Consider the following 26,378-nt stretch of genomic DNA (forward strand, 5'->3'; position numbering starts at 1 on the left):
TGGCCTTAAAATACACGCGGCTAGTCTCTATTGAAGTATGGGTTTTCTGTGAAGGTAATGGATGTTACGGGCATGGAGCATCCTGGGAGCTGAAACATGCAAGAGAGTTATAAGATCCTTGTTGTTGATGATGATATGCGCTTGCGGGCGTTGTTGGAACGCTATTTGTCCGAACAGGGATTTCAAGTGCGTAGCGCAGCAAATGCAGAACAGATGGATCGTTTATTGACCAGAGAGTCCATTCAATTGATTGTTCTGGATTTAATGTTGCCGGGCGAAGATGGGTTGTCTATTTGTCGAAGGTTGAGAAGTCAGCATAACTCGATTCCGATCATCATGGTGTCCGCGAAAGGAGAAGAGGTTGATCGGATTGTTGGTCTTGAAATTGGCGCTGATGATTATCTTGCCAAGCCTTTTAACCCGCGTGAATTGTTGGCACGCATGCGTGCTGTCTTGCGGCGACAGACGCATGAATTGCCGGGAGCGCCGGCATCAGATGATGCGGTGATTAGTTTCGGGAAATTTAAACTTGATCTCGGAACACGTGAAATGTTTCACCAAGATGAGTTGTTGCCTTTGACCAGTGGGGAGTTTTCCGTGCTGAAAGTGTTGGTTTCTCATCCGCGGGAGCCATTATCACGGGATAAGTTGATGAGCTTGGCTCGGGGACGAGAATATGGCGCAATGGAACGCTCCATTGATGTACAGGTTTCCCGCCTGCGTCGCCTGATTGAAGAAGATCCTGCCCATCCGCGTTATATCCAGACGGTTTGGGGATTGGGATACGTTTTTGTCCCTGATGGAAGCAAGGTATGAAAAGGCCTTGGTTTTCCTATGTTCTATACCTGATGCTGGGCAGCCTGCTGTTCAGCTCTCTGATCACTTTATTGCTGGTGACGTTCGAAAAACTCTCTTTCAGCGCGATATTTCCTTATCTCTTTATCAGTGTCTTTGTGGTGGGACTATCACTATTCGCGGTGTTCCGGCGGTATTTCGCTATCCCGAAATGCACATTGAAAGCCATGCAGAAAGCAGTCATTGACATGGAAAAAGGAAGAAAAGTGTCACCGTTGCCTGAAAAGGGAACACCCGCCATCCGTTCTGTTATTAGAGCACTTAACCAATTGTCGGTAGCGCTGAAATCACAGGAAAGTGATCGGGCGGTATTGATGGCTGGAGTGAGTCATGATTTGCGCACTCCGCTTACTCGTATTCGTCTGGCGATGGAAATGATGGAGGGAAAAGATGATTTTCTGACAGATTCTATCCATCGGGATATTGAAGAGTGCAATATCATGATTGATCAGTTCATTGATTATCAGCGGACGGGACAGGATATGCCATTCACATGCTGTGAATTGAATGAGCTGCTTGAAGACGTGATCGGGGCAGAACAACGTTGTATGTCAAATGTAGACAATATGACAGATAGAGATATCGAGAATCGCTTATCTCAAGATCCGATTTTTATTTTAGCTCATCCCCTTTCCATCAAGCGTGTATTAGTCAATATGTTCACTAACGCCCGACGTTATGGCAATGGATGGATTCGAATCAGTAGCGGCTCAACAGAAAAATTTGGCTGGTTTCAGGTTGAGGATAACGGCGCTGGAATAACGAAAGAAGAAGCCACGATTTTGTTCCAGCCCTTTAAGCAAGGCGTTCGGGCTAGCGGCATCTGTAGTAGTGGTGACGTGAGTAGTGGTGGAGTGAGTAATGGTGGAGCAGGATTGGGGCTTGCGATCATCCACCGGATCATTTGCATCCACGGTGGGAGTATTCAGGTGGGGAGCAGTGAAAAAGAGGGGCTATCCATTCGCGTATATATTCCATTGAGTGCAGCATTGAACAAATCATTGAAAGTGGAAAAATTGAAAATGCAGAATAAGGTTCTGCCAAAACGTCCTGTCATAAAAATGTCATAATTTATACATTGTATTGTCATTGAATTCATTTACTTTCCTTCATGATTCATTTTTTAACCTAAAATCAAATTGTCAGCCATGCTTGGCATTTATTTTTAATTAATGATGCGTATCCCAGTAGGAGGGAATATGAAATCAATGCATACCACCGTGGCGAGCATCATGGCCGCTGTATTTGCCATGACATCCCTGTCTTCATTTGCTGCCACCAGCTTGACGGGGGCAGGCGCGACATTTCCAGCACCGATATATACCAAGTGGGCAGATTCTTATCAGAAAGAAACGGGCAATAAAATCAATTATCAAGGCATCGGTTCTTCTGGTGGTGTAAAACAGATTATTGCCAATACTGTTGATTTTGGCGCATCTGATGCCCCTCTTGCTGATGAAAAATTGGCGGCTGATGGGCTATTCCAGTTCCCGACGGTAATCGGTGGTATTGTGCTGGTGGTGAACATTTCTGGTATTAAATTTGGTCAGTTGGTTCTGGATGGTAAAACCCTTGGTGACATCTATCTGGGGAATATCAAGAAATGGAATGACCCCGCGATTGTAAAACTGAACCCAAATATCAAACTGCCGGATCAAAACATTGCCGTGGTTCGTCGAGCAGATGGATCAGGGACTTCCTACGTTTTCACGAGTTATCTATCTAAAGTTAACAGCGATTGGAAACAAAAAGTCGGGGCAGGCACGACCGTCAAATGGCCAACCGGATTAGGCGGAAAAGGCAATGATGGGATTGCGGCGTTTGTTCAGCGTCTGCCCGGCTCAATTGGTTATGTCGAATATGCCTATGCAAAGCAGAATAACCTTGCTTATACCAAATTAGTTTCAACGGATGGCGCAATAGTCGCGCCTACCGCAGAAAATTTCAGTGCAGCGGCCAAAGGTGCAGATTGGAGCAGTAGCTTTGCTCAGGATCTGACAAACCAAAAAGGCGATAATGCATGGCCAATAACTTCCACTACATTCATTCTCATCCATAAACAACAGGCAAATGCCGCGAATGGTACTGAAGTTCTGAAATTCTTCGATTGGGCTTATGACAAAGGCAAAAAACAGGCGCAAGATCTGGATTATGCGGCTCTGCCGAAAGAAGTGATCAGCCAGGTACGTGCAGCATGGAAGAGCAACATCAAAGACAGCAGTGGCAAACCGCTATATTAAATTTTCCTATCACCGCCGTGAATTGGCAGTTATAAAATCTCCCCCTTTATCAAGGGGGAAATAACCCAAAATGAGAATTAAACGTATGGCCGAACGTAAAACGGCACTGAAAGCACCGAGTAAAAATGGCGACATTATTTTCAGCGCTCTGGTGAGATTGGCGGCGTTGCTGACGTTGTTCCTGCTGGGAGGCATTATCATTTCGCTGATCATTGCTTCTTGGCCGAGTATACAAACATTTGGTTTTGCTTTCTTGTGGAACAAAGATTGGGATGCGCCTGCGGACGTGTTTGGTGCATTGGTGCCGATTTATGGCACATTGATGACATCATTAATTGCCTTGATTATTGCAGTTCCGGTGAGTTTTGGCATCGCCCTGTTTCTGACGGAATTGTCTCCTAATTGGTTGAAACGTCCGTTGGGTGTGGCTATTGAGCTATTGGCAGCGATCCCCAGTATTGTTTATGGCATGTGGGGGCTGTTTGTTTTTGCTCCATTATTTGCCACGTATTTCCAGCAACCCGTCGGTAATGTGCTTTCGAGCCTTCCCATCGTGGGCGAGTTGTTCTCTGGCCCAGCCTTTGGCATTGGCATTCTGGCAGCAGGTGTCATTCTTGCCATCATGATTATTCCCTATATCGCCTCTGTAATGCGTGATGTGTTTGAACAAACCCCCGTGATGATGAAAGAGTCTGCCTATGGCATCGGTTGTACAACATGGGAAGTGATTTGGCATATCGTCTTGCCTTATACCAGGAATGGTGTAATTGGTGGCGTAATGTTGGGGCTTGGTCGGGCATTGGGAGAAACAATGGCTGTTACCTTTATTATTGGTAATACCTACCAATTGGATAGTTTGTCTCTGTACATGCCGGGGAACAGTATCACCTCCGCATTGGCGAATGAATTTGCTGAGGCTGAATCTGGCCTGCATACCGCCGCATTGATGGAACTGGGGCTGATTTTGTTTGTAATCACCTTTATTGTGTTGGCATTGTCGAAATTGATGATTATGCGTCTGGCAAAAAATGAGGGGCGCTGAGATGACAACCATCAATAAGCAACCATCAGGTTTAGTTGGTGCAGTTAGCGAAGCGGACATAAAAAGTCGCCGCCGTATGCAGTCATGGCGTCGTCAGAAAAATCGGTTGGCCCTGATGTTATCCATGGCGACGATGGCATTCGGTTTATTCTGGCTGAGTTGGATTTTAATCTCCACCGTGACTAAAGGCATCGATGGTATGTCTTTGGCGTTGTTTACTGAAATGACGCCACCACCCAATACAGAGGGCGGAGGGCTGGCAAACGCCATTGTTGGTAGTGGCTTGCTGATCTTCTGGGCGACGGTATTTGGTACGCCGTTGGGGATTATGGCGGGGATTTATCTGGCGGAATATGGTCGCCGCTCATGGCTGGCAGAAACCATTCGCTTTATTAATGACATCCTGCTTTCAGCACCTTCGATTGTTGTCGGGTTGTTTGTCTACACAGTTGTAGTCGCGAAAGTGCAACACTTTTCCGGTTGGGCAGGAGTAATTGCTCTGGCGTTGTTGCAGATCCCTATTGTTATTCGTACGACGGAGAACATGCTGAAACTGGTGCCGGATAACCTGCGCGAAGCTGCTTATGCATTGGGAACACCAAAATGGAAAATGATCTCAGCCATTACGTTGAAGGCGTCGATATCAGGCATTATTACCGGAGTATTGCTGGCCATTGCCCGTATTGCGGGTGAAACGGCTCCACTGCTGTTCACTTCGCTTTCCAACCAGTTCTGGAGCACCGATCTCAGCCAGCCGATTGCAAATTTACCTGTTACTATTTTCAAGTTTGCCATGAGTCCCTTTGCTGACTGGCAACAGCTGGCATGGGCGGGCGTATTGCTGATCACTCTGTGTGTACTGTTGATTAACATTGTGGCGCGTGCGCTGTTTGCGAAGAAAAAGCACTAATATTTATTCAAACCTGCATTTTTAACATGCCATTCCTCGATACTCGATGAAATATTCGATGGAATAAAAGCATGAAAGGTATTAAAGAGATAAATACTGATGAACAAGTCTGATGACATTGCAGTCAATAAAGTTTCAGTAAACAAAATAACAGTAGATAAGGCAGCAGTGGACAAAATAGCAGGAAGTAAAATTCAGGTACGTGATCTTAATTTCTATTATGGCAAATTTCACGCGCTGAAAAATATTACGCTGGATATCGCACAAAATAAGGTAACAGCATTCATCGGGCCATCGGGTTGCGGTAAGTCCACATTGCTGCGTACTTTCAACAAAATGTATGAATTGTACGGTGAACAGCAAGCTGAAGGTGAAATTATTCTGGATGGCACTAATATTCTGACGGACAAACAAGATATTGCCTTGCTGCGTGCTAAAGTTGGGATGGTCTTCCAGAAGCCGACACCATTCCCGATGTCCATTTACGACAATATTGCTTTCGGGGTGCGCCTGTTTGAAAAACTGCCCCGGGCAGAGATGGACGAACGTGTCCAATGGGCGTTGACAAAAGCGGCACTATGGAATGAAACCAAAGATAAATTGCACCAGAGCGGATATAGCCTTTCCGGTGGTCAGCAACAACGTCTGTGCATAGCCCGTGGTATTGCCATTCGCCCGGAGGTTTTGTTGCTGGATGAACCTTGTTCAGCACTTGATCCAATCTCTACAGGGCGCATTGAGGAGTTGATCAGCGAGTTGAAATCGGAATATACCGTAGTGATCGTTACTCACAACATGCAGCAGGCGGCCCGTTGTTCTGATTACACGGCATTTATGTACCTTGGTGAATTGATTGAATTCAGCGATACCGATAGATTGTTCACCACACCGAAGATGAAACAGACCGAAGATTACATTACTGGCCGCTACGGTTGATATGGGGATAGCATAAGATGGACAATCTGAATCTCAGCAAACACATCTCTGGTCAGTTCACCGCTGAACTGGAGCATATTCGTACAGAATTGATGACAATGGGTGGGCTGGTGGAAGAACAGCTCAGTAAAGCAATTCTGGCGATGCACAACCAAGATGAAGTGTTGGCACAGCAAGTGATTGAAGATGATCAAAAGGTCAATATGATGGAAGTGGCGATTGATGAGGCTTGTGTCCGCATCATCGCAAAGCGCCAGCCGACAGCCAGTGACCTGCGTCTGATCATGGTTATTTCAAAAACCATTGCTGAACTGGAGCGCATTGGTGATGTTGCCAATAAGATTTGTCAGACCGCGCTTGAAAAGTTTTCACATCAACACCAATTCTTGCTGGTCAGTTTGGAAGCACTGGGGCGCCATACTATCCAAATGTTGCATGATGTGCTGGATGCTTTTGCCCGCATGGATCTGGAAGAGGCTATCCGTATCTATCGTGAAGACAAAAAAGTTGATCAGGAATATGAAAGCATTGTTCGTCAGCTAATGACTTATATGATGGAAGATCCCAGAACGATTCCGAATATTATGACGGCTCTTTTTTGTGCCCGCTCTATTGAGCGCATTGGTGATCGTTGCCAGAATATTTGTGAATTTATTTTCTATTACGTCAAGGGACAGGATTTCCGCCATGTTGGTGGTGATAAGCTGGAAAAATTGCTTACCCAAAAAGAATAAATTTTTAATTACCTGAAACGCTGGTGTTTTTTCTCCAGCGCTTTCTTTTTTATATTCTATATAATTATAAATATAGCATTTTATATTATTTCATGTGCTATATCGAAATTGATAGCTTTTGTTGGTCATATAAAAATTAATAACCAACAGGGGTGTACAATGAAGATTCGCAATAAATCTCGCGTAGCGGTGACGGCTTTGCTGACCAGCTTGGCACTGGTTTCAGGTGTGGCAAAGGCTGATAAACTTGATGACATTAAAAAAGCTGGCACAGTACGCATTGCGGTATTTGACAGTAACCCACCGTTTGGTTTTATTGATCCTCAGACGAAAAAATTGGCAGGCTATGATGTGGATATCGCCAATGCAATTGCCAATGATTTGGGCGTAAAGTTGGAACTGCGACCAACGAATCCAGCAAACCGAATTCCTCTGCTTTCTTCCAAGAAAATTGACTTAATTGCCGCTAACTTCACTGTCACTGACGAACGTGCAAAACAAGTTGATTTCTCCATTCCTTATTTTGCGACTGGTCAGAAATTCATTGCCCGTAAAGGTATTCTGACTAATCCGGATGATATTGCCAAACTGCGTATTGGTGCAGATAAAGGAACTGTGCAGGAAATTACTCTGCGTGAGCGCTATCCAACAGCAAAAGTTATCTCTTATGACGATACACCGCTGGCATTTGCAGCCCTGAGAAATGGTAATGTTCAGGCGATCACGCAGGATGACGCGAAATTGGTTGGCTTGCTGGCAAACGTCCCAGAAGCTCAGAAAGCAGATTTTGAAATTTCACCGTTCAGTATTACCCGCGAATATCAGGCGGTAGCGGCTTCCAAAGGAGAAGGGCGTCTGGTTAATACGGTTAATCAGACCTTACTGAAATTGGAAAAAGAGGGTGAAGCAGAGAAAATCTATAACCGTTGGTTTGGCCCGGAAACTAAATCTGCCCAGCCGCGTGGTGATTTTAAATTTGCACCGTTAGAGAGTCAGGCAAAATAGTAACTTTAATTTAGCGGTTTCTGCTTAGTGCTGTTTTTTTAAAAAACACAGATTGATTGAAAAACAAAGACTGAAATTAGCCCCGTGATCTCGGGGCTTTGCCGCTTTTTTATGCGGTGTGTTGATGTGGTGAATGATATGTTTGAGCAATTTATTACCGAGCACTTACTGGCTCCTGAATATCTAAAATGGCTTTGGCAGGGGTTTCTGATCACCCTGTGGTTTTCTGCGTGCGCCATTGCCTCTTCCACGTTACTGGGCTTCTTGATTACTGCGGCACGAGATAGCCAAATCAAGCCGCTGCGCTGGCTGGTCACAGTTTATACGACTGTATTTCGTAACACACCTCTGTTGGTACAACTGTTTTTCTGGTACTTCGCATCTGGGCAAATTCTGCCACAAGAGGCGATGATCTGGCTGAATACGCCCCACGACACAATGATTTTCGGTCTGACATTGGAATGGCCATCCTTTGAATTTTTGGCTGGATTTATCGGATTGACCCTCTATTCAGCTCCATTTGTTGCGGAAGAATTACGTGCAGGCATTCAAGGTGTCGGACGCGGACAGAAATATGCGGCTCATGCATTAGGTTTAACGGGTTGGCAGGCCATGTGCCATGTTGTATTGCCACAGGCACTGAAAATATCTATGCCACCTTTGTTGGGGCAATACATGAACATCGTCAAGAATTCATCATTAACCATGGCGATTGGTGTGGCAGAGCTGTCCTACGCTTCCCGTCAGGTGGAAACCCAAACCTTACAAACCTTTGAAGCATTTGGTGTAGCGACTGTACTCTACATCGCCATTATTGCTGTGATGGAAGGCTGGGGACAGTGGCGCCAGCAGAGAACCTTGGCGAGAGGGTATTGATATGGACTTTACTGTTATTGCAGAAAACTGGCGCTATTTGCTATTGGGAACCTTCCCTGACGGGCCATTGGAAGGAGCGGCATTGACGCTGGCAATCAGCATCATGGCGGGGGCGATCTCCATCGTATTGGGCATTTTAGGTGGAATTGCACTGGCAATGCTGCGTGGCTTTTGGGTCAACCTATTGGCGGCAGTTCTGGGTTTCTTCCGCGCCATTCCGGTTATTATGTTGATTTTCTGGACATATTTCTTGCTACCGGTGGTATTGGGGATGGAAATCCCGGAAATTACTACGGTTGTCTGCGCGTTGGCATTAATTACTTCGGCTTATTTGGCACATGGCGTCAAAGCGGGGATTCTGGCGATAGGTGATGGTCAATGGCGGGCCGGGTTATCGCTGGGTTTCAACCGTTGGGAAGTACTGTGGCATATCGTCTTACCACAGGCACTGCGCATGATGGTGCCCTCATTCATCAACCAATGGATTGCATTAATTAAAGATACCTCATTGGCTTATATCGTTGGTGTAGCGGAATTGTCATTTTTGGCGACCCAAGTGAATAACCGCAGTATGGTCTATCCGATGGAAGTCTTTTTATTTGTCGCGTTGGTTTATTTTGTGATGTGTTTATCACTGGAGTTGATGGCCAATTCTGTTGCCCGTCGCTTTTCCATGAGACGTAAAAAAACTGCAATCTTCGGATTCTGGCGCAAAAAAACATTTAACACACTTTCTCAAATTTAATATCTGACACCTGGCAGATATTTTTTGTTGTATTCATTCCCTGCCGTGAGGTGGGGATTTTTTTATATTAGTCTGATAATTTTAAAGTTATTTAATTTACTCGTTTGATATTTTTCTTATTAAAGCAAAATGTTTTTATCTATATGGTTGGTTTGTTTTTTAGGATTTAATCGGTATTTGTTGATTTATTTTTATGCTATAACAACAAGAGGTAAAGTAAAACAATAATGATGAAGGATTAAGATAATATGGCTAATTCTATTTACGTGACAATAAAAGGGAAGCTTCAAGGGTTGATCTCCCAAGGATGTTCCACGCTGGATTCTATTGGTAATAAATTTCAGTTTGGACATGAAGATCAAGTTTTTGTATTACAATTTAATCATGGAGTTTCTCGTTCGCAAAACGTTGCTCATCAACCGGTTAAGTTTGTCAAACCTCTGGATAAATCATCACCATTACTATTGATGGCAATTTCAAACAATGAAGAGCTTGATCTCATGTTTGATTTTTACCGAACTTCGCAAGTTGGTGGGCAAGAACGTTATTACTCTGTCAATTTAAGAAATGCCAAGTTAATAAATGTTAATGTTCAATATCCACATTCTGTGAACCATAATGATCGGCAACCAGAAGAGGTTGTTGCAGTAAGATATAAAGATATTGTTTGTCAGCATCATGTGGCAGGTACATCAGGGTATTGTGCTTGGGAAGAGACGGTTTATTGATTATATAAGTTACCTTAGAACAATACATAAAATAATAATAACCGGTGGTAAATAATATGCAATTTGAAAGCCTGACATCACAACTAAGAAACGAGTTTGATGAAAGTAAGTTACCGAGCTTACAGCATGCCAAAATTTTTGGTTCCATACATCACGGTGCTTCCAATATAGATTTTCAGGCGATTGCGGATGCATTGGATTGCCACCGTGATTTTTATGGTGCTGGAATTATTTATTCCGATGGTTTCTATAGACGCTATTTAGTTAGACCATCAAAGAGACGTGGAAACCAAGCGGCGTCTGAGTTAACACATATTATTATTTTCAATCTTGAGGCGGGAGTTACTCCGAAAGTAGAATTGAAAAAAACGGTATCAGAACCGAGTTTGATGCTGGAGATTGGATCGACAGCGCTTTCTTGTGGTGGAGCACTGGTATCGGCAGTCGGATTATTTGGTTCGGGAGTAGCGGCACCGTTTACAGGGGGAATGAGCACACCCGTAGCTATTTTAGCCTATGGTGGTTTAACAGCATCTGGTCTTCAATGTGTAAATGGAGGATATCGAGTTTATCAACTTACAGGTGCAGGGAAGGAAGGAGTAGAACATGTTGCTTGGTTAGATTCGCAAGATTGGTATGTTACAACCACAACTATATTAGATGTAATGTCCCTTACTTCTGGAGCCGCTGCTCTGAAGGATGCATATAAAACTTATAAAATAATGAAAGCAACTTCTCCTCGTAGGGCATCAGAATGGCTAAAAAACATGCCAAGACATGAGAGAAAACGGTTAACTGAAGAAATTATGCGACATAATAATCCTGGAATATCCAATCAAGTAATTAAAAAAGCGATAGATCAGGGAAGGTATATTAAGCGTTATCCTAATGAAGAGATACAAAAGGCATTGCGGAATCATTTGAAAGATTCGCTTGTCGCAAGTAGTGGATTTGTAGGTAGTGGAATGACAGGATCAATTAAGAGTCCAGAAAATCTATTTACTTCCGGTAACTATATTATTGGCACGATTCACTCTATTGTTTACGAAAACCCCGCTAGTTATTTATCTGAGCATTTTTAATAACTGTATTGACTCTATGGGCACATTGTTTGTGATAATTATTGTATGAATATAAAAAGTTTTGTTTTAAATGAAGGATTCAAAAAATTATTGGATAAGTCTATAGATCTGGAATCTAAAATAAAGACGGCTGATCCAGCTCTCGAGAACATCACGGTGGATGAACGTAGTTATAAAAAATTCCTCGATTACCCTGGTAGGCTTAAGATAACTCTTATTATATTTTTTATTACGATAGTCTATATGGCTTTCTTTTCAGGTGCTGCGGTAGCTATACCTGATTTGTTAATAAATAATAGCCCAAGTAACGAAATAAAATCATTTTCTTTCGTATTGTCATTGTTAATTAGTGGTGTTATTTCAATTTTTCACATTGGCTTTACTCTAAGAGGATATTATTATGGGCCTGTGATTCACAAGAGTGTAAATTCAATTGTGTTTATTTTTAGTTTGTTTATATGTATTTTACAAGAGACTTTTATTTCTGATGGTGTCTACTTTTTTTCTATAATGTTATGTTGCTTGTTGATTAAACTCATATTGAATAGTCAGTATTACTCTGATTTTATATGGACTAGGATGTGCCTCAGAATTAATCGTGTTCTTTTTGAAAATGAACTGAATAAAATAAAAGTTTTTAATAAAAAACAATTAAGAGAATATTCCAGAGTGCTGAAATTGGAAAAGCGTAAAAAAATAAGAGATAAAAAAAGAGCAAGGCATTCGGAGGGAAAATAGGATGAATGAAAAATCCGGTCGCGCATCCAACCTGTTGATGATTTAAGTAAAAAAATGAAAGGAAATATAAAAAAATTATTTTTTGGAAAAGCAAACATGAATATAAGATATGTATTAACTAACAACCAATTCAAAAATATTTTGATTCAGTATGAAAATATAAATAGTAGGATCAAAAAAAATGATTATTCACTGTTGGACGAGCCAGATATTGTCAGGTTAAAAGATCAAGTGGTCGTTAACCGATCTTCAGAAGAAAATCTATTGCTGATATTATTTCCTATATTGATATCTATTTCCTATATCATGTTGGTTATTGTATTTTATGGTTTTTACTTTTCCTCTGATATTGCTGGATTCCAACGTTCCGCTGGTATATTCATCATTTCTATAACCTCTTTATTCACGTTGTATGCCTACAGAGGAAGCTTTTTCGCTTTAAAAACTCTGAATGTGCTGAATACATTAAGTATTATCTTTGCGATCACTATTCTCTTGATTGATTATTTTGTCTATTATATGCATCAAGAATGGTATTTATTAACAGTCGTGTTTTTTAATTTCTTCTCTAACCGGATTATTATTAATAGTAAGGTTTTTTCCCAAGCAATGACGGAAATTTTATGGTTTAGAACAACTAATCATATTTTGAGAAAGAAGATAGATGGAATAGCAAGAGAGGATACTGTTGAAGGTCATGAAAAAATCATAAAAATAAATTTTTTTAAAAAATTTTGGCAATTTTGTGTGCTAAATAAAAATTTAAACAATGTGCTTAAAATAAGCTATGATCTTAACCAAAGAGTAGACAAGAATGATGTTAGTTTGCTGACAGAAAAGAGATTAAATAAATATCGGAATTTATTGAATTTCGGCGTGCAAAAAAAGGCATTGCTGATAACATTATTGTCTACTGTTTTACTGGTAACGGATTATGTAATGACTACATTTATATTGTTATCTCATCTTGATAACAAGAATGATCTTCCTATTTTATTTTTTGTAATAGCTTTGGTATTAATGTTTTCTTCTTTTTCTATTTTATTGACGCATCGGGGAGTGAACTTTGGCTTTAAAATATTAATTATTGCTCATTATCTCTTTATAGTACTTTTTATCATATTGGTGGGGCTGAAATTTGTTGCTGGAATATTAGATTATAGCAACGTTTCTTTATGTTTTATTGCAGTGAGCTTCTTATTGACATTCTTTATGTTAAACACTCGATATTATTGCAATTATCTTAAGGAGCTACATTGTTTTTTAGCATGGCATAAGATGATTAGAAAAAATAGTGAATAAAATCGTATTTCTTGATATGAGATTAATTTTTATGCCAACTTATTCGATATTCTTGGTTGAATAAGTTGGCATACCCGCGGAATAATCGAAAGTATAACGAATAAAATATCGACACTTAATGAATGTCCTCAAGAATCATAACCTTAGTTAACTCTTTGATTACTCGAACCGCAAACGTTTTCTTTTTTTGCTATTTCAGGGTAACGATTTATATGGGGTTCCTGTAGGATAAGTCGAAAACTTCTTTTTTTGGGGAAACAATATTATATGAGCAAAATAACTTCTGGCCCGAATAATCGTCAGAGCTTGCTTCAGCGCGTGTTTAAATTAGAGGAACATGGCACGACGGTTCGTACTGAAATAATTGCCGGGCTGACGACCTTTCTGACAATGGTGTATATCGTCTTTGTTAACCCGCAAATTCTGGCGGTTGCTGGCATGGATATTAAAGCAGTATTTGTCACGACTTGTTTAATTGCCGCCGCTGGCAGCATTCTGATGGGATTGATAGCGAATTTGCCTGTTGCCGTTGCACCTGCAATGGGATTGAATGCGTTTTTTGCCTTTGTTGTGGTCGGTGCGATGGGCATTTCATGGCAGGTTGCGATGGGGGCAATTTTCTGGGGGGCGGTGGGATTGTTGATTCTGACTCTCTTTCGTATTCGTTATTGGATGATCGCCAATATTCCATTGAGCCTGCGTGTGGGCATCACCAGCGGTATTGGCCTTTTCATCGCCATGATGGGGCTGAAAAATGCGGGCATTATTGTGCCTAATCCCGATACGATTGTCTCAATCGGCAACTTTGCTTCACATAACGTCTTGTTGGGAACATTGGGCTTTTTCATCATAGCCATTTTAGCGGCCCGTAATTTCCATGCAGCGGTGTTGATTTCTATCGTAGTAACAACCGGCATTGGTTTCATGATGGGATATGTGGAATATCACGGCATTTTTGATCTACCGCCTAGTGTGATGAGTGTGGTGGGTAATGTTGATGTGAAAGGTGCACTGGATGTCACTTTGGCCGGTGTTATTTTCTCATTTATGCTGGTGAACTTGTTTGATTCTTCCGGCACATTGATTGGCGTGACGGATAAAGCGGGTATTGCTGACAGCAACGGTAAATTCCCTCGCATGAAACAAGCCTTGTATGTGGATAGCATTAGTTCAGTGGCTGGCTCTTACATTGGGACTTCTTCGGTTACCGCCTATATTGAAAGTTCTTCGGGCGTTTCTGTTGGTGGTCGTACTGGCTTGACGGCGGTTGTCGTCGGTATTTTGTTCTTGCTGGTGATGTTTATCTCTCCACTGGCAAGCATAGTACCTGCTTACGCTACAGCGGGCGCTTTGGTTTATGTGGGCGTCTTGATGACTTCCAGCCTGACACGGGTGAAATGGAATGATTTGACTGAATCCGTCCCCGCATTTATCACCGCAGTGATGATGCCATTCAGTTTCTCCATTACCGAAGGCATCGCACTGGGTTTTATCGCCTACTGCGCCATGAAATTGGGCACTGGAAAATGGCGCGAAGTTGGCCCGTGCGTTATTGTCGTGACGCTATTGTTTGTATTGAAAATGGTGTTTGTGGATGCCCACTGAGCACGATTGAAATGGTGATAAGGCGGTAAAAAAGAAAGCCTGACAATATATGCATGTCAGGCTTTTTTGTTGGAAGATGACACTATTGTTGAATCGTCTTGGGGGGCACAAAGCCAATGCAGACAGTTTCCAACTCAGCGCTTGGCTGGGCTTTGAAGGAGAACTCTTCTTTGTGATCGAGCATCAATGATGGCCACTGCGCAAAAGTAGATTGGAAATTTTCCTCTGCACAGCTTTTTCCTCGATCTCCCACAAGCAAAGCACCATACTCCACGATATCGCCCTCTTTGATATGACGGTTATAGATATTGGGTGGTGCACCATTCTCTAATTCCCAAGGTTGTATCGTTTCTGGGCGATAATGGCTATAAAATGTCAGCCATTGATGCAGATATTCTCCACCAACATAACGCAATGGTGTTGGATACAGTTCGTTCCAGCGTTGATCAAGTTGGCTGGCAAAAGTTTTTATACCCACAAATTTTTGCCCTGCATCGCGGACGTTTGCCAGCATCACACTGATGTAACCGATCAACACCAAAACACCAAATATGGTCAATCCCAGTAATGTGCTTCGCAGGGATTTGTTGGGAAATACCGTTATCGATCCCACTAACAATGCCGGCGAAACGGTCATGAAAGGTTGTATCCACTCGGTCATGCGTCCGCCCTGATTGAAGGAGAACCAGCCATAAATAATCAGTAGAGGCAGCAGGATCACGATATTGACCAGCGCGTTGGATTGCTGTTTGGGCCAGCCGATCCGACCACCCAGCAGATAAATAATGCCACTGACGATAATCAACGGGTAGAACACGGAAAGTACAGCCCGTGTGGTATGTAGGTTGAACCCTTTCTGAATTTGGGAATCTACCCACTTAAACGCGGCGAAGTCGTTATGCACCAGCCACCAGACGTTCGGTAACACCAATGCGAACCAGATTATAATGGCAAGATAAAACAGTGGTTCTCGATAATTGCGGCGTACTTTGGACACAAACAGAGAAAGCAAAAAGACGGAGCCGATTATGGCAAGCGAAGAATATTTTCCCATCGTTGCCAGCCCTGTGGTGAGAGCGAACGCCAGCCACCATTTGGGATGGTCGTCAATGGCTCGCAGGAAAAACAGCAATGACCATGGCCAGAGCATGACCAAAAGGTAATTGTCGTTATAAGGAATGATATCGAAATTGATGATACCGGACAGATTCAGTGTCAGCATGGCAAGCCATGCGAGTACAACTTTACCTGTCAGCCGGAAAGCCAGTTGCCAAACTCCGAGCATACCGATGGCAATAGCAACAAAGTGGGTGAAATACCAATAAAAACTGAGGGAGATATTGCTTATAGAGATAGCGGGCAGCATTATTGCGCCCACCAGCCATGGATTTTTGGGCGATCCCCACTCCCCGTTGATGCCCCAGTTCAAGGCTTCTACAGCATCATAAGGAACGGTGGGATCGAGAAAATAGCTCGCTATTATCCATAAGGCTGCATAACCAGTGATCCAAAGATACAGTGGTATGCGATAAGAAGAGGTATCAAAAAAACGCATAGTAGCTAATGATCATATTATTTGAGTTAAATTTACTTAGAATAGTAGTCGAACTTTAAACGATAAGTGAATGACATTGGATGTTAAAGGTAGTTTCTGTTAGATTCCGCCAAAAATATCTTGATAAAAGCGAGTGAGTCACAAGCTATGAACCCGTTAAAGAAAAAATCACCAGTGAAGCCTTCCGCTGGTAAGCAAAAAAGAAAAAGTCGCGCAGAGCTGGATGCAGAAGGGCGCGAGCGTAAACGCCAGAAAAAACGCCGGGGTAACGGTAATCCAACAGGTAGCCGTAGTAACGGTGATGGAAGCAATAAAAATCGTTCAGTCGGCAAGCAGGAAAAAGATCCACGCATCGGCAGTAAGGTTCCGGTTCCTCTGATCGTAGGTGAAAAAGCAGCGAAGGTGAAATCAGCGATTAAACCGGCTGTAGAGGAACAGAAACCTCGTCTGTCACCGCGGGAAGAGCTGGAAATGCTGGAAAATGATGAGCGATTGGATGACTTGTTGGCACGTCTTGAGCAGGATGAAAAACTGTCTCAGGAAGACAACGATTATGTCGACAATACGCTCGACCGCATTGATACCCTGATGGAAGAGTTGGGCATCAATCTGGAGGAAGAGGACGACAAAGAAGAACCAAAGGAAGACATCATGCAATTGTTGAAAGGTAAGTAATTCCTTCATCAATGAATAGTGATCGTAAAAGGCGGGTTTATTCTGATAACCACAGTGTTAACAATAATATTAATAACCACAATATTAGTATGTTATTTATTGTGGTTATTGGGTAAACTACGGCGGCTATCACGACGCAAACGTCGGTTGCGGAGTATCATCATGGCACGACATTTCAATTCCACGAAAATGTTGTGTTCTGATGGGCGAAAACAACGGAAGGAATAAGCATGTCAGAGCAAGCCATTGTTTGGGATCTGCCTTTGATCCAAAAATACAATTATTCAGGGCCTCGTTATACTTCGTATCCAACAGCATTGGAGTTTAGCCAGCAGTACGATGCTACTGTTTTTGCACAGGCTACCGCCCGTTATCCTGATCGCCCGCTTTCCCTCTATATCCATATCCCATTCTGCCATAAACTTTGTTATTTCTGTGGCTGCAATAAGCTGGTCACTCGCCAAAAACACAAAGCGGATGAATATCTGAATGTGTTGGAAAAAGAGATTGCTGCCCGTGCTAAATTATTTTCCCAGCGAAAAATCAGCCAGATGCACTGGGGTGGCGGTACGCCGACTTATCTGGACAAAACACAGATCAGTCGATTGATGTCGATGCTGCGACACCATTTCCACTTTTTGCCTGATGCTGAGCTTTCCATTGAAATTGATCCGCGTGAAATTGAGCTTGATGTCATTGATCACTTACGCCATGAAGGTTTTAACCGCCTGAGTATGGGCGTGCAGGATTTCAACAAAGACGTACAACGTTTGGTTAATCGTGAGCAGGATGAAGAGTTTATTTTCGAACTGATTAATCGCGCCCGTGAAACCGGTTTTACATCCACCAGCATTGATTTGATTTATGGCCTGCCGAAACAGACACCTGAGAGTTTTGCTTTTACATTACAGCGCGTGTTGGCGTTATCACCGGATCGCCTGAGCGTATTCAACTATGCTCATTTACCGAATTTATTTGCGGCACAGCGCAAAATCAAGGAGCAGGATTTACCGAGTGCGACGCAGAAGCTGGATATTTTGCAGGAAACGATTTCGGCCCTGACAAGTAATGGCTATCAGTTTATTGGTATGGATCACTTTGCCCGTCCTGATGATGAATTGGCGATTGCCCAACGAAAAGGCATCTTGCACCGCAATTTTCAGGGATATACCACGCAGGGGGAATGCGATTTACTGGGTATGGGCGTTTCCGCCATTAGTATGTTGGGGGATAGTTATGTCCAGAACCAGAAAGACCTGAAAACTTACTATGCTGCGGTGGAAGAACAAGGACATGCTTTGTGGCGTGGTTTGGCGCTGACGCAGGATGATTGCATTCGCCGCGATGTGATCAGAGAGCTTATCTGTAATTTCCGGCTGAACTTTGCGGATATTGAGCAGCGTTATAGGTTGAACTTCGCTGACTATTTTGCCGAAGATCTGCAATTGTTGGCCCCCTTGGCAGAAGACGGGTTGGTGGAATTGGCTGAATCGCAGATTCTGGTATCTCCAAAAGGGCGTCTTCTGATCCGTAATGTTTGTATGTGCTTTGATCGTTATCTGCGTAATCAGATGCGGCAGCGGCAATTTTCGCGGGTGATATGAGGACATTCTTAAATATGGGAGAGTATATGAGTGCTGAAATGAAGCTCCGTATTACAGAACTTTCTGAGGGATTGAGAGCTTAATCAGGGAATGGTAAGCCATTGTTATTAAAGATGCCGATGAAGACAATATACAGGTAAGGATTTATCGGCGCTGGCGTGGTGAGCATAAACCAAAAACAGAAATTAATGGAAAAAATCTATGGTCACCCCCGTTTTTGCAACACTCATTTTGACGTCTAGTAGGCTTGCTTAAATCTATCCGGCGTCACTATGGGCAAAGATGCCCGCGCCTCAATGAGTTCCGCGCCTGATAATCCTAAAAAGGCCATCGGCTTCAGTGAGCCATTTTTTGTATTAGGTTTGTATCAGGCCGTCAGGCCGTTTATGTCATCAGTAATCAGTCTTTGCAAAACCAGATAGGTAACTTATTGAATAAAAAATAAACTTTCCTGTCATCGTTACTTTTCGAACACGGTTTTCTGGATACCCGGTATTGTCTGAAGTCGTTGTCCTGTTTCATCACGACTCAGCTCCTGTTCCAGTGCCGTCTCAAGCCCTGCGATCTGTTCGATAAGGTAGAGATAGTGAGCATGTAAGCGCATCAGCAACTGCGTCAGATTCGGAGGAAGTTCATGCTCTGCCAGAACTGTTGAAAGCCGTTTTATAACCGTAGACCCGGTCGGCATATTGATGCCAAACTCCAGTAGAAAAGCATGCATCTGATTGGTCGTTTTGACTTTATCTCTGACCAACGATTCCCTGACACGATGCAGCGCCCGCATTGCCTGTTGAGCCTCAGTTCTGGGGTGTACAAATCGCATAGAAGGACGTGATGCAGCTTCACATATGGCTTCAGCATCCACAAAGTCATTCTTGTTGCTCTTGACAAAAGGACGGACGAACTGAGGAGGAGCAGTTTTGTCTCGTGACCTAAATCAGTAATCCTCCGCGCCATAAAATGTGCGCCAACACAGACTTCCATGACAACCACCGAAGATGGACACTCTGCCAAAAACTGCATTAGTTTGGTAAGCGTAAACTTTTTACACAGCAGTGCCTTGCCAGACTTGTCCTGATAATGGACATGAAAAGAATGCTTGCCGAGATCGATACCGATGAGCGTAACGTTTTGCATGATGGCCTCTCCTGAAATAAAAATACCCTGTCAGCGTACGCCTACAGGGTGGGGGTGACGATCTCATTAGGCCAGTTGGTGTGTTAGCCAAGCCTAAAAAACATTGAGACCTATCGGTGTTCTGGTTGGAAAGTTGCCCATGCCAACAGAAGAAGAGTTTGCTAAATATGATAGTGAGATCCTTTCGATCTTATGCTGATGGCTCAAGCGAACCCCAGTGTGCATATGACTCCTGATAAAATAATTTCAGAAGTCATATGCACTAAACACAATTATGTTCGGTACTCATGTGCACCAAGAGGCAGAACTACACTGGATAATTGGTAACATAGCTCCATCAATCGAGTGTAGGCGACTTTTGACATTCCGTGCAATCGTCTTCCGAAAATGACAACAGTGTCAGTAAGCTAGTTGTCCATTTGATATTCACGATAAAGTATCGCCGGAAACTTTTCGATGGATGTATGATTGAACGGTCATGTATTTAATGTGTTGATCATACTCAAACATAATATTCACGCTCAATAAAAATACCGATGACTTTGTCATACATCTCAGGTGATCTTGAATAACTAAGAGTCTTACGGTTCAGACGTTTAATCCGATTATGTAAGGTTAAGTTTTCACATTCGATATATTGGGTAAAATATTTCCCAACCAGATGTTTGGCTGAAGGCAGTAAATTATAGTCGTGGTAGTTATCAGTATACCAAAAGGCTACCTTGAATTTAGACAGTCTTTTCAATAATTTTTTTAGTATTTTCTTTTTTCGTCTACCAAAAGTATGCGCAATGATACGTTTTAGGCGAGGCTCCCAAATATACCATAACCAACGTTGACACTTTTTATTCCCGACGAATGATCTCCGTAATGTTAAAGCGGGTCGAAGTGACTGTGACTTTGACGGTCTTAGGAAAATAGAAATGTTAATTATATGTTAATGAAATCAGAGGAAAAGTGAAAAAGTAAAATAGGAAAACCTTGAGAGTCAATAAGAATTAAATACTTATTTATCATGATATTATAAGGATATCTCTATTAGCTGGCAACCACAAAACAATCTCAATTGTTATTGGAAAGTTAGATATATGTAACATTTTTGTCAATAAATGCTTGTCGAAGTGTATGCCGGATACTAGGATGTTAGCACCCAATAAATATATATTGGGGATTATAAATCCATTACATAAAGGTAGATTAATCATGAATATTCAAGAATTGATCAATTCCGTTAAAGAAACTGAAATTAACGCGACTGAAACTCAAGTTTCTAAAATGGAAAGCGAAGAAGTCTCTCTTCTCGGCCCAATGAACATGCTCGCATTTGATGCTTAAACTCCTTGCACCCATTTATTGGGTGCTATTTATTCTTTAGGAAAATGATATGCTCAGTATTCTAGGAAAAGATGAAATAATAAAAAATGTGTACCTTCTTTCAAGGAGTCGCCCTGGCTCTGAGAATATTAAAAAAGTAGAAGATCTAAAGCCATTTTACTTGGATTTTTTGAAAAATCATCAGCCTTACCATCCCATTAATTTTTTCAATGAAATAATTGTCTCTAATGAAGAAAAGATAAACGCGTTAATATTAGCCTATCAGCCGAGTGCACTTGACGACCTGAATCAGGTTAAAATGATTGGTGAAAAACACAGCGCTGATAAATACCAAGAGTTGTCGACGTTAGTGAAAAATGGCTATACCCATTTAGCAGACAGCGATAAAGACGTTAAGTTGATTTTTGATTTAGTGATCCATACTATTTTTTTCAGAAAGTCTACAAGCAGTTCAAACGTATCATCCTTTGGTGGTTCATCTTCGACGGCTATTGGCAGTATTTGGATTAGCGGTCATGGCGCGTTAACATCGCATGACGTAGCGGAATTTTTGCTTCATGAATTGACACACCATCTGTTATTTATAGATGAGCGTTGTCATGAACAATTTCATTATGCAGAAATAATAAAACCGGAAAACTATTCCACTTCCGCACTGCTGGGCAAAAAGAGACCTTTGGATAAAGTTGTACATAGTATATTAGTTTCACATGAAATTTTAAATGCGCGACAGAAATTCTTAAATGCTGGAAACGTCACCATACATCCAAAAACGAGTATCCTTAAAGAAAACACCAATCAGTCCATAGCAGAAATACTCGGTATGAAAAACTTAAACAACCTCATCACGAACAGAACAAAAGAATTTATTATGACAGCACGTGAAAACCTTAACTAAAGGATAAAACATGTTAAAAGCAATCGAAAATCTTGCGGGTAAAATAGAGGCGAGATGGCGTATGGATGACTATAGCTGCTACTCGTTTGCAGATGTAGCCAAGTCTGAAATGCAAAAGGTAGATTTAATCTCTCTCTTTTCCTTCAAAGAAATCAATTCACTGATCAATCTTAATTCTTTGAAAAAAATTCAGATAGCTTCCGAATTTTCAGAGTTGCATATAAAGCTTTTTGATAATGGTAAGTTTTACATTGAGCTTCTGAACTGGTGGGATAAAGATACATCTATTCATGATCACGGCTTCTCTGGCGTCTTATTGCAACTCGAAGGTAGCGCCCTGAATACCATTTATTCTTTTGATGAAGAGAATGAAGTCAGTCACAACCTGAGCATGGGAAACATAAAGTTAACCGAAGCTTACATCAGTAAAAAAGGGGATTGCCGAATTATTCCATTTGGCAGAACAGAGAAACATGCTGTTTGGCATTTAGAGAAGCCGACGATCAGCCTGATAGTAAGAACGCATCCGATCACCGAACTATCCCCACAGCTCAATTACTTCCCTCCATACATACGGATTAATCATTCTGCAACAAATATTGCTTTTAATAAAAAAATAAAATATTTCAATCTGTTATCTATGATTGACGCCAAAGAGTGCAAAAATCAGTTATTACAGGAGTTGAAGGATTCTTCTGCAACCGAGCAATTTTGGCTTATGATGAAAATGTCAGAATTCTTATATCACCCTGACAATATTGACTTGCTTCAAGGTTATATTGACGCATCTAAAAATGAGGATGAAAAAAGCTTAAAATTAAAGCTTGTTTCTTCAGTCACCCTGAGAAGGTCATCGCAATTTATTATCAATAAAGTCAAACCCCTTTTCACTAAATTTGATGACCGCCTGTTCTTATCCTGTCTGGCCTCATCGTATAACCAGAAAGATAGAGCGATGATCTTCCCTGAAATGGGCATTGAAAACTTTGAGGATAAACTCACCACACTGATTGAAAATTTACCTGTTACAGTTAAGCCAAAGATGATGATACATGTATTAAAAACACTTGGATTAAATGTTGAATCAAAATGAAAAAGATTTTTTCAAATAAGTTTTTCTTAATATGTCTTGTATTGATATGTTTGCAGCAAGTTTTAGTAGGGCTGTCCACTTATTTCATCGGGTTGGCTGGTGAGAAAGTCGCCACGCTCCCCATGGAAGCATTTTACTATACAGCCATGTTTTTTCTATCTATCTTTATTGCCTACCTTTTCGGCTCAGTTTCATTGTTTTATCGGGTTAAACTTTCTAACAATTTGTGGGAGAGATATTATTCAAATACTTTAACTGAAATTTCAAAAAATCATTCAATCTCAACCGAGGAAAATAAAAGAACAACGCAATTATGGCTAAGTGGTGAGGCCTTGAGCACGCTTGATGAAGCTGGATTCGCCTTCATAGAAATACTGGCTATATATTTTAATGTCCTTTTTACCACTATTGCTCTGTTTGCCATCCTTGGCACTGTATTAACTAGTGTGATCGTATTTTGTATGTTTTTATCTGTGATGTTTTTGTATTTATCAAAAAGTAAAATAGGCATTATTGCAAGTAGTATGCAAAATGAAAAGATAGCCGCATTACATGCTATAAGTAAAATATGGGATAATATGTTTTATGGTGATAAGAAATCATTGGCCTCTGCATTAGTATCATCAAAACAAAAAGTTGATATTTACTTTAAAAAGACGGAGTCTTATAAAACTTTAGAACAGATCATTTCTTGTGCTCCAATACTCATTTCTATCCCTCTCTTGGTCTTATTTTCATATTACCAAATTTTAAATAACACAGTGGCTATTGGTGCCTTGGTGGCTGTTTTACCCAGAACGTTGCAACTATTTCAAAACATCCATGCAGCAAGCATGAGCACAAGTCAGATTATGTTACTGAAAAATAAAATCCAGAAGCTGTATTTATTTTCAGCAAGCCTAAAAGGCTATGACTATTTGGCAAGCATAGACAATGAGAAAATTTCAGTCATAGATCTAATTAACGATCAGATACTGGATGTACATACTTTCATCGAGCTTGATTTAGAAAAAGCACCGGTTAATGGCAGGTACTTGATTTCTGGCAGTAACGGAGCGGGTAAATCCTCACTCCTAAAATATATGAAAAGTAAGTACTCTGATGCGCTATTTTTTGGCCCTAACATACAGGTAGGTGAAGATACCGTTCCGGGCTCAACCGGACAAAAGCAACTATATCAAATGGCATTACTGTCTAATATTAAACATCGCATTATTTTCTTAGATGAATGGGATGCGAATCTGGATGAGTCGAACACTCAAATTATCGATAAATTTCTGGCCTCCTTGGCTGAAGATAATTTAATCATCGAAATCCGACACTAAGACGTAATACTGCTCGCTTAAGAGAAATGAGAGAGCTAATTAGGTGTAAGTGTTTCTGGCAGATTGGCGAGGATCGGATAAGTCCCCGAAATACAGGGCAAAGGCGTCGACACTCATTCTGGTACTCATGAAAAAAGTATATAAGATCATAATCTCGGCGACAGATCAAATGAACCTAATTGGGTTAAATAATATTCGCGATCTTACCCTGTTATGGGTCATGACTCCAATAGTTAGATCACCCTACAAAATAGTATTTACGTTCGATGAAACTCCCTACCACCTTGTCGTGTATCTCTTCTGATTTGGAATAGCCAATCGTCTTCGGGGTTTGGGGAGCAAAGAACCCCAAGCTGTATATGAAAACATGATCTTAGTAGCAAACGATGACGCGGTATTAACCCAGCTTGTTAATTTTTCTGAGTATTTATTCAGTAATAGATTCAGTAATAGATAATATGATGATTCACTGAATAACCGTTACAAACCCAATTCCTTCAATTTCCGCGTTATTGTATTCCTTCCCCAGCCCAGTAAGCGGGCAGCCTCTTGTTTATGCCCATTCGTATGCTCCAGCGCGCAATTAAGCAGAGTGCGTTCCAGCAATGGCAGGGCGTCAGAAAGGAGATCGGTTTTTCCCTCTTTCAAGGCATTTTCGGCCCATACAGCCAATTGTTGTGACCAATGCTCTGTCGGTACAGAATGAGAAACAGGGGAATGGTCTTTCTGCTCTGCTACTTGCTTCTCAAGCAAATCAGCAGGCAAATCCTGTACCAGCACTTCTTTGCTGGCTGCCATCACGGTCAGCCAACGGCAGACATTTTCCAATTGGCGAACGTTTCCTGACCACGGTAAGCGCATCAAGGCAAGTTCGGTATCAGGATGCAGTACTTTGGTTTCAACACCCAGCTCTTTGGCGGTTTGTTGCAGAAAATGGGATGCCAGACGCGGGATATCTTCCACTCTGTCTCGCAAAGGCGGTAACTGAATACGAATCACATTCAGACGATGGTAGAGATCTTCCCTGAATTTACCTTCCGCAACGCGCTGCTCAAGATTCTGGTGAGTGGCGGCGATGATGCGGACATCAACTTTCACTGGTGCATAGCCCCCGACCCGATAAAATTGCCCTTCAGCCAGAACCCGCAGCAAGCGAGTTTGGATATCCAGCGGCATATCACCAATTTCATCCAAAAATAGCGAGCCGCCATTGGCTTGTTCAAAGCGACCGTGACGCACTTGATTTGCCCCTGTAAAAGCCCCTTTTTCGTGACCGAATAGTTCGGATTCAATCAAATCTTTCGGGATTGCAGCCATATTCAGGGCAATAAATGGCGTTGAAGCGCGTGGACTGTGGCGGTGAAGAGCATGGGCGACCAACTCTTTTCCCGTGCCGGATTCGCCATTGATTAACACGCTGATAGAGGAGCGGGAGAGTCGGCCGATAATCCGGTATAACTCCTGCATAGCGGGAGCTTCTCCGATCATATCTGAAACGGATACCGGCAACTGCGGATTGGAGGTTGATTGATGTTGTTCCCGATAGTGATTCAATGCTCGCTCAACCAGCGCCACAGTTTCATCAATATCGAAAGGCTTTGGCAGATAATCAAATGCGCCGTGTTGATAGGCACTGACAGCAGCATCGAGATCAGAATGAGCAGTCATAATGATGACCGGAAGCTGTGGGTGGCTCTGTTTTATTTGGTTGAGCAGGCTTAGCCCATCCAATCCGGGCATGCGGATATCTGACAGAATAACTTCTGGGCTACTCTGTACTGTATCACCCTGTATTGTATTACCCTGTATTGTATTAGCCTGTGATAGCGCGACCAGAACGGCATCGGCATTTTCAAAACTGGTACACTCTATCCCTGCGCCACTCAGCGCCCGTTCAAGTACCCAGCGGATAGAACTGTCATCATCAACGATCCAGACTTTTCCTCGTTGCATAGTCA

The 26,378-nt window shown here is 42.0% G+C and carries 23 protein-coding genes and 3 pseudogenes; 21 read left to right on the plus strand and 5 right to left on the minus strand.

Features of this window, described 5'->3' with window-relative positions; genetic code table 11:
* Positions 1–96: 96 nt before the first annotated feature.
* The 15 genes from ompR (at position 97) to PSI14_RS12065 (ending at position 14,798) form a co-directional block, all read left to right on the plus strand.
* The gene (gene ompR, locus PSI14_RS11995; protein WP_273576114.1) at positions 97–816 is read left to right on the plus strand and encodes an osmolarity response regulator transcription factor OmpR; all 720 of its coding nucleotides are present in this window, start codon (positions 97–99) and stop codon (positions 814–816) included.
* Complete coding sequence (locus tag PSI14_RS12000; protein ID WP_273576115.1) at positions 813–1,925, plus strand: ATP-binding protein; 1,113 nt, start codon at positions 813–815, stop codon at positions 1,923–1,925. The genes ompR and PSI14_RS12000 overlap by 4 nt, the downstream gene beginning before the upstream one ends.
* Before the next feature lie 129 nt (positions 1,926–2,054).
* Entirely contained in the window at positions 2,055–3,095 is a 1,041-nt protein-coding gene (pstS, locus tag PSI14_RS12005) for a phosphate ABC transporter substrate-binding protein PstS (RefSeq protein ID WP_273576116.1), read from the plus strand.
* 85 nt (positions 3,096–3,180) lie between these two features.
* On the plus strand, positions 3,181–4,137 hold the full coding sequence (pstC, locus tag PSI14_RS12010; protein ID WP_273576167.1) for a phosphate ABC transporter permease PstC: 957 nt from the start codon (positions 3,181–3,183) through the stop codon (positions 4,135–4,137).
* Between the two features lies 1 nt (position 4,138).
* Positions 4,139–5,047: a phosphate ABC transporter permease PstA gene (pstA, locus tag PSI14_RS12015; protein WP_273576117.1), complete on the plus strand. Its 909-nt coding sequence runs from the start codon at positions 4,139–4,141 to the stop codon at positions 5,045–5,047.
* A gap of 99 nt (positions 5,048–5,146) precedes the next feature.
* The gene (pstB, locus tag PSI14_RS12020) at positions 5,147–5,983 is read left to right on the plus strand and encodes a phosphate ABC transporter ATP-binding protein PstB (protein WP_273576118.1); all 837 of its coding nucleotides are present in this window, start codon (positions 5,147–5,149) and stop codon (positions 5,981–5,983) included.
* Between the two features lie 17 nt (positions 5,984–6,000).
* Positions 6,001–6,717 (plus strand): phosphate signaling complex protein PhoU, encoded by a 717-nt coding sequence (gene phoU / locus PSI14_RS12025; RefSeq protein ID WP_273576119.1) that lies wholly within the window; start codon positions 6,001–6,003, stop codon positions 6,715–6,717.
* Positions 6,718–6,876: 159 nt separating this feature from the next.
* Entirely contained in the window at positions 6,877–7,722 is an 846-nt protein-coding gene (locus PSI14_RS12030) for an ABC transporter substrate-binding protein (protein ID WP_273576120.1), read from the plus strand.
* A gap of 138 nt (positions 7,723–7,860) precedes the next feature.
* Positions 7,861–8,598, plus strand: coding sequence for an amino acid ABC transporter permease (locus PSI14_RS12035; protein WP_273576121.1), 738 nt, complete (start codon positions 7,861–7,863; stop codon positions 8,596–8,598).
* Between the two features lies 1 nt (position 8,599).
* Complete coding sequence (locus tag PSI14_RS12040) at positions 8,600–9,343, plus strand: amino acid ABC transporter permease (protein ID WP_273576122.1); 744 nt, start codon at positions 8,600–8,602, stop codon at positions 9,341–9,343.
* A 248-nt stretch (positions 9,344–9,591) separates the two neighbouring features.
* A complete protein-coding gene (locus PSI14_RS12045; protein WP_273576123.1) occupies positions 9,592–10,071 on the plus strand; it encodes an Hcp family type VI secretion system effector in 480 nt (159 codons plus the stop codon).
* A 56-nt stretch (positions 10,072–10,127) separates the two neighbouring features.
* Complete coding sequence (ssp4, locus tag PSI14_RS12050; protein ID WP_273576124.1) at positions 10,128–11,153, plus strand: Ssp4 family T6SS effector; 1,026 nt, start codon at positions 10,128–10,130, stop codon at positions 11,151–11,153.
* A gap of 45 nt (positions 11,154–11,198) precedes the next feature.
* Entirely contained in the window at positions 11,199–11,891 is a 693-nt protein-coding gene (locus tag PSI14_RS12055; protein ID WP_273576125.1) for a hypothetical protein, read from the plus strand.
* A gap of 54 nt (positions 11,892–11,945) precedes the next feature.
* Positions 11,946–13,193: a hypothetical protein gene (locus tag PSI14_RS12060; RefSeq protein ID WP_273576126.1), complete on the plus strand. Its 1,248-nt coding sequence runs from the start codon at positions 11,946–11,948 to the stop codon at positions 13,191–13,193.
* A 267-nt stretch (positions 13,194–13,460) separates the two neighbouring features.
* Positions 13,461–14,798 carry an NCS2 family permease gene (locus PSI14_RS12065; RefSeq protein ID WP_273576127.1) on the plus strand — a complete coding sequence of 446 codons (1,338 nt, stop codon included), beginning with the start codon at positions 13,461–13,463 and terminating at the stop codon, positions 14,796–14,798.
* A gap of 82 nt (positions 14,799–14,880) precedes the next feature.
* Here the strand turns inward: PSI14_RS12065 and PSI14_RS12070 are convergent, their stop codons facing one another.
* Positions 14,881–16,353, minus strand: coding sequence for a glycosyltransferase family 39 protein (locus PSI14_RS12070; RefSeq protein ID WP_273576128.1), 1,473 nt, complete (start codon positions 16,351–16,353; stop codon positions 14,881–14,883).
* A gap of 147 nt (positions 16,354–16,500) precedes the next feature.
* Here PSI14_RS12070 and yihI point away from each other — a divergent pair, with 147 nt between their 5' ends.
* Positions 16,501–17,028 carry a Der GTPase-activating protein YihI gene (gene yihI, locus PSI14_RS12075; protein WP_273576129.1) on the plus strand — a complete coding sequence of 176 codons (528 nt, stop codon included), beginning with the start codon at positions 16,501–16,503 and terminating at the stop codon, positions 17,026–17,028.
* A 230-nt stretch (positions 17,029–17,258) separates the two neighbouring features.
* Entirely contained in the window at positions 17,259–18,632 is a 1,374-nt protein-coding gene (gene hemN / locus PSI14_RS12080) for an oxygen-independent coproporphyrinogen III oxidase (RefSeq protein WP_273576130.1), read from the plus strand.
* 484 nt (positions 18,633–19,116) lie between these two features.
* On the opposite strand, the pseudogene PSI14_RS12085 reads toward hemN, so the two are convergent.
* Both PSI14_RS12085 and PSI14_RS12095 read right to left on the minus strand, forming a co-directional pair.
* Positions 19,117–19,769 (minus strand): annotated as a pseudogene (locus PSI14_RS12085) (IS110 family RNA-guided transposase); the annotation flags it as partial.
* A 502-nt stretch (positions 19,770–20,271) separates the two neighbouring features.
* Positions 20,272–20,631, minus strand: a pseudogene (locus PSI14_RS12095) (IS1 family transposase); the annotation flags it as partial.
* 341 nt (positions 20,632–20,972) lie between these two features.
* Between PSI14_RS12095 and PSI14_RS12100 the strand changes: the two are divergent.
* The 4 genes from PSI14_RS12100 to PSI14_RS12115 are packed head-to-tail and all read left to right on the plus strand — an operon-like array spanning position 20,973 to position 24,420.
* Positions 20,973–21,104 (plus strand): hypothetical protein, encoded by a 132-nt coding sequence (locus tag PSI14_RS12100; protein WP_273576131.1) that lies wholly within the window; start codon positions 20,973–20,975, stop codon positions 21,102–21,104.
* Between the two features lie 49 nt (positions 21,105–21,153).
* Positions 21,154–22,002, plus strand: a complete 849-nt coding sequence (locus PSI14_RS12105; RefSeq protein ID WP_273576132.1) for an aKG-HExxH-type peptide beta-hydroxylase — start codon at positions 21,154–21,156, stop codon at positions 22,000–22,002.
* Positions 22,003–22,012: 10 nt separating this feature from the next.
* Complete coding sequence (locus PSI14_RS12110) at positions 22,013–23,095, plus strand: cupin domain-containing protein (RefSeq protein ID WP_273576133.1); 1,083 nt, start codon at positions 22,013–22,015, stop codon at positions 23,093–23,095.
* Complete coding sequence (locus tag PSI14_RS12115) at positions 23,092–24,420, plus strand: ATP-binding cassette domain-containing protein (protein ID WP_273576134.1); 1,329 nt, start codon at positions 23,092–23,094, stop codon at positions 24,418–24,420. The genes PSI14_RS12110 and PSI14_RS12115 overlap by 4 nt, the downstream gene beginning before the upstream one ends.
* Before the next feature lie 238 nt (positions 24,421–24,658).
* Here the strand turns inward: PSI14_RS12115 and PSI14_RS20220 are convergent.
* Positions 24,659–24,745 (minus strand): annotated as a pseudogene (locus PSI14_RS20220) (IS1 family transposase); the annotation flags it as partial.
* 155 nt (positions 24,746–24,900) lie between these two features.
* Positions 24,901–26,373 (minus strand): nitrogen regulation protein NR(I), encoded by a 1,473-nt coding sequence (gene glnG, locus PSI14_RS12120; RefSeq protein WP_273576168.1) that lies wholly within the window; start codon positions 26,371–26,373, stop codon positions 24,901–24,903.
* Between the last annotated feature and the right edge of the window lie 5 nt (positions 26,374–26,378).

Source organism: Xenorhabdus anantnagensis, from assembly GCF_028598555.1.
In the GTDB taxonomy this organism is placed as follows: domain Bacteria; phylum Pseudomonadota; class Gammaproteobacteria; order Enterobacterales; family Enterobacteriaceae; genus Xenorhabdus; species Xenorhabdus anantnagensis.

Coding starts and splice junctions, on each gene's coding strand:
- PSI14_RS12065 (WP_273576127.1), top strand. CDS start 13,461: ATGAGCAAAATAACTTCTGGCCCGAATAATCGTCAGAGCTTGCTTCAG.
- pstA (WP_273576117.1), top strand. CDS start 4,139: ATGACAACCATCAATAAGCAACCATCAGGTTTAGTTGGTGCAGTTAGC.
- PSI14_RS12100 (WP_273576131.1), top strand. CDS start 20,973: ATGAATATTCAAGAATTGATCAATTCCGTTAAAGAAACTGAAATTAAC.
- PSI14_RS12110 (WP_273576133.1), top strand. CDS start 22,013: ATGTTAAAAGCAATCGAAAATCTTGCGGGTAAAATAGAGGCGAGATGG.
- hemN (WP_273576130.1), top strand. CDS start 17,259: ATGTCAGAGCAAGCCATTGTTTGGGATCTGCCTTTGATCCAAAAATAC.
- PSI14_RS12055 (WP_273576125.1), top strand. CDS start 11,199: ATGAATATAAAAAGTTTTGTTTTAAATGAAGGATTCAAAAAATTATTG.
- PSI14_RS12000 (WP_273576115.1), top strand. CDS start 813: ATGAAAAGGCCTTGGTTTTCCTATGTTCTATACCTGATGCTGGGCAGC.
- pstC (WP_273576167.1), top strand. CDS start 3,181: ATGGCCGAACGTAAAACGGCACTGAAAGCACCGAGTAAAAATGGCGAC.
- PSI14_RS12040 (WP_273576122.1), top strand. CDS start 8,600: ATGGACTTTACTGTTATTGCAGAAAACTGGCGCTATTTGCTATTGGGA.
- PSI14_RS12115 (WP_273576134.1), top strand. CDS start 23,092: ATGAAAAAGATTTTTTCAAATAAGTTTTTCTTAATATGTCTTGTATTG.
- PSI14_RS12045 (WP_273576123.1), top strand. CDS start 9,592: ATGGCTAATTCTATTTACGTGACAATAAAAGGGAAGCTTCAAGGGTTG.
- PSI14_RS12030 (WP_273576120.1), top strand. CDS start 6,877: ATGAAGATTCGCAATAAATCTCGCGTAGCGGTGACGGCTTTGCTGACC.
- pstB (WP_273576118.1), top strand. CDS start 5,147: ATGAACAAGTCTGATGACATTGCAGTCAATAAAGTTTCAGTAAACAAA.
- ompR (WP_273576114.1), top strand. CDS start 97: ATGCAAGAGAGTTATAAGATCCTTGTTGTTGATGATGATATGCGCTTG.
- PSI14_RS12035 (WP_273576121.1), top strand. CDS start 7,861: ATGTTTGAGCAATTTATTACCGAGCACTTACTGGCTCCTGAATATCTA.
- glnG (WP_273576168.1), bottom strand. CDS start 26,373: ATGCAACGAGGAAAAGTCTGGATCGTTGATGATGACAGTTCTATCCGC.
- PSI14_RS12060 (WP_273576126.1), top strand. CDS start 11,946: ATGAAAGGAAATATAAAAAAATTATTTTTTGGAAAAGCAAACATGAAT.
- PSI14_RS12070 (WP_273576128.1), bottom strand. CDS start 16,353: ATGCGTTTTTTTGATACCTCTTCTTATCGCATACCACTGTATCTTTGG.
- phoU (WP_273576119.1), top strand. CDS start 6,001: ATGGACAATCTGAATCTCAGCAAACACATCTCTGGTCAGTTCACCGCT.
- ssp4 (WP_273576124.1), top strand. CDS start 10,128: ATGCAATTTGAAAGCCTGACATCACAACTAAGAAACGAGTTTGATGAA.
- pstS (WP_273576116.1), top strand. CDS start 2,055: ATGAAATCAATGCATACCACCGTGGCGAGCATCATGGCCGCTGTATTT.
- yihI (WP_273576129.1), top strand. CDS start 16,501: ATGAACCCGTTAAAGAAAAAATCACCAGTGAAGCCTTCCGCTGGTAAG.
- PSI14_RS12105 (WP_273576132.1), top strand. CDS start 21,154: ATGCTCAGTATTCTAGGAAAAGATGAAATAATAAAAAATGTGTACCTT.